Raw genomic sequence first — 5,153 nt, forward strand, 5'->3', positions numbered from 1 at the left:
GGCCACCAGGGTCCGGCGTTGCTGTCCTGCTGCCAGTGGTCGAGGTGTGCGCAGATCCGGTCGATGGCGTCGTAGTGGCCATCGACGGTGATCGCGCGGCGTGCCGCATGGGCGAGCACGGCGAGCGGGCCGGTGACGCCGTGGGCAATGCCGAGGTTGCTGTGCCCGCCCGGTGTCGGTAGCAGCTGGTCGGGTGCGTGGTCGACCCACCATCCCGGCAGTGTCTCCCCGTCGTGTGTGAGCGGTTTGGTCAGCTGCACGAGGTAGTCCAGTACTCGAGCCAGGGCGTCGGTGCCTGGTTGGTGGTGCAGCAGCAGGTGCCCGATCCCGGTCAGCCCGCGCATCAGGTCGTACTCGGCGAAACGAGCCGGACGACCGTGCCGGAGGCGTTCCAGCGCGACGTCGACCCGGCGGTGGGCGAGCCGTCTCAGGTGCTGGTCGAACTCGGTGATGGCGGGGCGGTATTCGGGCAGTACGGGCTCGGCGAGATGCAGCAGGAACGTGATCGCGGGCAGACCTGCGTGCAGGCCCGCGGTTTCGGCGGAACTGATCGGCGAAGCTAGGGCGGCGCGCACCCACTGGTGCAACAGAGGCCGTGCTTCGGGGACGTCGTGGTGGGCGCGTTCGAGGTGCCAGAGGGCGATGCCGGTGGCTCCACGGGACAACGACTGGGCCACCTCGGGCTGCCCGGTGTCGGGTTCGGTCAGGGGCGTCGCCAGGACGCTGAGGAGTTCGGCGTGCTTCGCGTTGCCGGGCGCGGCGAAATGCTGCCGGTTCATTCGACACCTCGTTGGGCCAGCGCGAGCGCCTGCAACGCGACGGCGCGGGCGAGCCGGTTGGTGGTCTCCTCCTGTTCGCGGGAAACCGCGATGGTCCTCCGGAAATGTTCGTGCAACAGCGCTCGGAGGTCTGATTCCGGCGGCCGGTCGAGCTGCGCTCGGTACGTTTCGAGCGCTTCGCGACGCTCGGTCCATGCCGCGCGCAGTACATCGTCGCGGGCGGGTGGCTGATCCTGTCGTAGGTCGCGTGCAAAGCGGAGGGCGTTCTCGCGCAGAACAGCGTCGAGCGGGCCGGTCTGCTGCGGGAGGCTGGCGATCACCATCTCCCAGCCCTTCTTCGCATCCGATGCGAGGGCTGTGGCGAGATCAACCATCGACACCGCAGCCACCGCAGACCGAGGCAGCTGGAGCTGTTCGGCACAGGAGATCTCGGCAAGTGCCGCTGCGGAATCGGCCGCGAACACGGGCTCGGCGGCGGACAGGTCGCCGTACTTGCCGGGTTGTGCCCAGGCGGTCTCGAAGCTGACTTGGGCCAGCAACCCGGACGCGCGCAGGTCTTCGGCCCATTCGGCCAGACAGGTTGTAGCGGATCCGTAGCGGTCGGCGCTGGTCAGCCTCAGCCATAGCTGTAGCGAGTGGTCCGAGTCAGGCCGGGTGGTGTCGTGCTGGCGGCGGAACCACAGGCGTTGGATCTCGTCGCCGAGGTGCTGGCGCAGGTTCGGGAGATGCTCGGTCAGGATGGTGTCGAACCGCTGCGGATGTCCCTCCAATTTGGACAAGACGAGCGATGAAGCGCCCGGGAAGGCGCCGTCGTTTCGGGCGGGCGAGCCGACGCTGTCATCGCGGACGACGACTTTGCGGCTGACCGGCGGCGCGGATGGGCTCGGGCTAGCGGTGAGCGGAACCAGGAATTCGCACGCGCGTCCCGTCCAGCCGCGTCGGGCAGGATCACCTGCTTCGCGAAGCTCCGCCTTGCCTGCTCGGCGCAACCGTACGCGCAGCAGGCTGCGCTGGGTCAGTTCGTCGAGGTCGAGCGGGAGGCGTTGTTCTCCTTCGACGAGGAGCACGTGTGCGGGAACCCGCCAGCGCTCGCGCCACATGCTCAATGCCTGTTCCCACTCGGTGCTCGTGGTGCGCGGGCCGGGGAGATCGGTGGCGTGCAGCAGCCACCGCGCCGGGGACAGCACGCTGCGGCCGTGTCGGATTCGGGGCAGGAATCGCAGGGTGCGGCTCGCACCGAAATCGATGGGGCCGAACACCGCCCGCCGCGCGGTGGGCAGCTCGGCGAGGAAACGCGCCAGTGGTGGCGTGTAGACGGTGGTTTCCAAGGCGTGTGGCACGTAAGGGTGCACCGGTTTTCCGCTGGGGCGGTGGATGAGGAAGAACTGGGCGGAGCTGGCAGTCACCGCGAGGTCGTCGAGATGGAGTAACCGGGCTGAGTCGGCGCCGAGCTCCGGCGGGTGTTCACCGATGGGCAACAGCCATGGCAACAGGTCCGGAGTGCGGGTGACGGCTTCATTGGCGTTGCGTCGCGGGGGAAAGGATAGTTGGGCGACCATCACCTCGTCTCCTGTGGGGTAGGTGTGGGACAGCCGTTGCCGCGCGTGCTCGTCGAGCACGGCGGCGAAGCGCCCGGCCATGCTGGAGGTCGGCACCGGGGCCCCGGTGACCCACAGCTGGAACCGTCCCTGGTCCAGGCTCTCGGTCGAGGTTGTGTGGATCGTGAAGGCCAGCTCAACCCGCTCGGGAGGCGTCAGATCGCGGTGGTCTCCGACGGAGAGTTGCTCGATCAATTCCTCGGACAAGGCGACTTCGGTCCGTCCATCGAGGACGGTCTCCTGCAGCGTCGCTTGCAGGGCGGCGTCGCGATCGGTCAGCAAGCGAGCCCCTTGCTCGCGGGCCGCGCCGAGGAATCCGGTTGGGAAACCGAGCCCGGAGTCGGATATCAACTCGCGTACCGGTACCAGCGCACCGGAGCCGTACCGTTCTCGGAACCGCAGGTGGTAGTCGCGCCACGGGGCGGTGCCGAACGGGCTCGGAGTCACCTCGAGCAGGACGGAGGCCGCCGACTCGGCTTCACGCAGCACGGGCTCCGGCAGCGTGATCCGTCCGTCGAGCGAGACGTCCACACTGGACGGAGGCGCCGAGCGAGCCGGACTCGCGGCTTCGGACACGGTGGTCTTCGCATGCGAGCCCGAGCTAAAGAAAGAGCGCAGATCCTCGCGAGCATCGCCGACATGGTCGTTCTCCTCGCTATCGCGGCGGGGATCGTCCAGCTGCGCGAGAACATGCTCGACAGGGTTCGGGCACGCCGATGGAGCCCGGAGGCTGGTCACCAGCACGCGGTGCGCGACAAGTCCGCTGATCAGCATCGCGACCTGCTTACGCGGAACCGACGGGAATTCACGGTGTAGTTGGTCGAACAGCATTAGTCCCGGGATCGGAACGCGCGCAGCTGCAAGTGCGGCATCGACCGGGCGAGTGCGACGCAGCGCCAGTTCCACCTCATCGAGCCCAGCGGCCACCTGCGTCGAGGACTTGTCCTCAGCGCTACCGGACAAATGGTTGGGGACGACGAATCGGTCGCCGCGGACGGTGCCCGCGTTGTTGACCACGAGCGATGCTTTCGCCAGCGCCTCGGGATCGGATTCGAGCTCGCTGATCAACTCGTGGAGCCGGTTCGGGTCGATCTGCCGGTGCAGCTGATGCTGCTCGCCGAAGATGACGCGCGTGGACCCGCCGATGGCTGCGGTGGTCACTCCGGCGAACAGGCCGAAAGGAGTGGGGCGCTGTTGCCAGCGCAGGACGTAGGAGCACGTCGAGACCAGCAAGCGGCGCCAGGAGCGGCGGTTGAGTTTCGCGCCGTCGACTACGGCCGCGATCTGCTCGCACAGCGCCGGGCTGGCCAAATCGAAGGCGGTGCGTACGACCTCGCGGCCCCATAACTCGGTGAGCCATTCCCGGCCGGTTGTCTCGGCGTCTTCGGCGGTGTGCAGATCCAGCCGCGGCAGGCTCAGCCCGCCCGGGTCGGTGCTCGCTCGAACCAGTACGAGCTCGGCATGACGTAAACGGCGCGGCGTGGCCACGCAAACCTCCTGGATCGGACAGAGCGTCCCCGCCGGGGCGCCACGGGGATTCGGCGTCCCGGCGAGGGCACGGTTCACGACGGGTTGTTGGCCTGGCTGTTGCAGGCGCTGGTGGAGCAGGTCTGCCCGCACCCGTCATCGGTGTCGCAGCTCAACTTCGCGAGCGGGTACGCGGACTCGATCACCTGGAAGTCGAGCGTGAAATCGTCGCTGATGTCGACGTCCTCGGTGCGGGACAGCGTGGTCGTGTTGGCCGCCATGCGTTTCCTTCCTTATCGTTCGGTTCCAACGAACCTGGCCGACTCGGTTGCTACGCCGAAGGGTGCGGCCAGGAGATCGTGATGGTGGTGTGCCACTTCCGGATCACCGTCGTCGCAGCGGCATCCGGGGACTCCAGCGCCTCGTCCGGGGCGTCGTACGGCCAGACGACGACGCTCGGGTCAGGGCCGTGGCGATAGTCGCGGTCCCACGCGCGGATCTGCTCCACCATCGCCTCGGCGGCCTCTCCGGCGTGCGGGCCGAAGGCGTGGGCGCCGAACTCGAAGAGCCCGTCGTCGCGCCGCCGCGTAGCGAGATAGGCGAACGAGTCCTCGTGCGAGTTCACGTAGGCGTCCGGGAACCAGCGGCCTTCGGGGACGACCATCACCGGACCGCTGTCGATTGCCGGGTCGTAGTCGGGATCGACCGCGAGCCGGCACGAGCGCGGCAGCACAGAGGCCAGCCACAGCCCCAAGCTGTCGAACGGCTCCATCGCTTCCACGGTGATGCCGGACCACACGTCAGCGCGTTCGGTACCCAACGCGCCGTCGAGCCGAGCCGGATCGGCCGGTGCGGTGTCGTCGTCGAAGCGCAAAGCGATCCGGTCGCCGTGCAGCAGCAGCATCCTTTCCTGATGCGCGCCAAGACCTTGAGCCTTGACGAACCCGCACACCTCGGCCGAATCCGCCAGCAGATGGTCGCCGGCGAGATGCAACGACAGGGACCGCGTAATTCCCCGCATCCGCAGCGGAACGACGATGCGCCCACTCTCGGCAAGCTGATCCGTCAACGCGGCAGGAAGATCCCAGCAGCCGACCGTCACCAGTACCACGTCGAAAGGCGCTCGTGCGGGTACGCCATGCTCGGCGTCCGCGCACTCCACGTGCACCTGCGGGTATCCCGCCGCATCCAACAGTTTCCGAGAGCGACCGGTGATCTCCGGATCAATGTCCATTGTGGTCACGTGGCCGGTGTCGCCGACGAGTTCGGCCAGCATGGCGGCGTTGACGCCGCCCGAGCCGACCTCCAA

At 68.0% G+C, this 5,153-nt stretch carries 4 protein-coding genes; all 4 read right to left on the reverse strand.

Annotation, left to right across the window (positions count from 1 at the left end):
- Positions 1 to 779: lanthionine synthetase LanC family protein (locus IJH84_RS13920; RefSeq protein WP_295145002.1), on the reverse strand; the 779-nt coding region annotated here is incomplete at its 3' end.
- Positions 776 to 3,865, reverse strand: a complete 3,090-nt coding sequence (locus IJH84_RS13925; protein ID WP_295145005.1) for a lantibiotic dehydratase — start codon at positions 3,863 to 3,865, stop codon at positions 776 to 778. The genes IJH84_RS13925 and IJH84_RS13920, both read right to left, overlap by 4 nt.
- A gap of 74 nt (positions 3,866 to 3,939) precedes the next feature.
- On the reverse strand, positions 3,940 to 4,125 hold the full coding sequence (locus tag IJH84_RS13930) for an FxLD family lanthipeptide (protein WP_200073138.1): 186 nt from the start codon (positions 4,123 to 4,125) through the stop codon (positions 3,940 to 3,942).
- 50 nt (positions 4,126 to 4,175) lie between these two features.
- Positions 4,176 to 5,153 (reverse strand): methyltransferase, FxLD system (gene fxlM / locus IJH84_RS13935; protein ID WP_295145009.1); only part of this gene is annotated, 978 nt, incomplete at its 5' end.

It is taken from the genome of Saccharopolyspora sp. (genome assembly GCF_017434145.1).
GTDB lineage: Bacteria > Actinomycetota > Actinomycetes > Mycobacteriales > Pseudonocardiaceae > Saccharopolyspora_C > Saccharopolyspora_C galaxeae.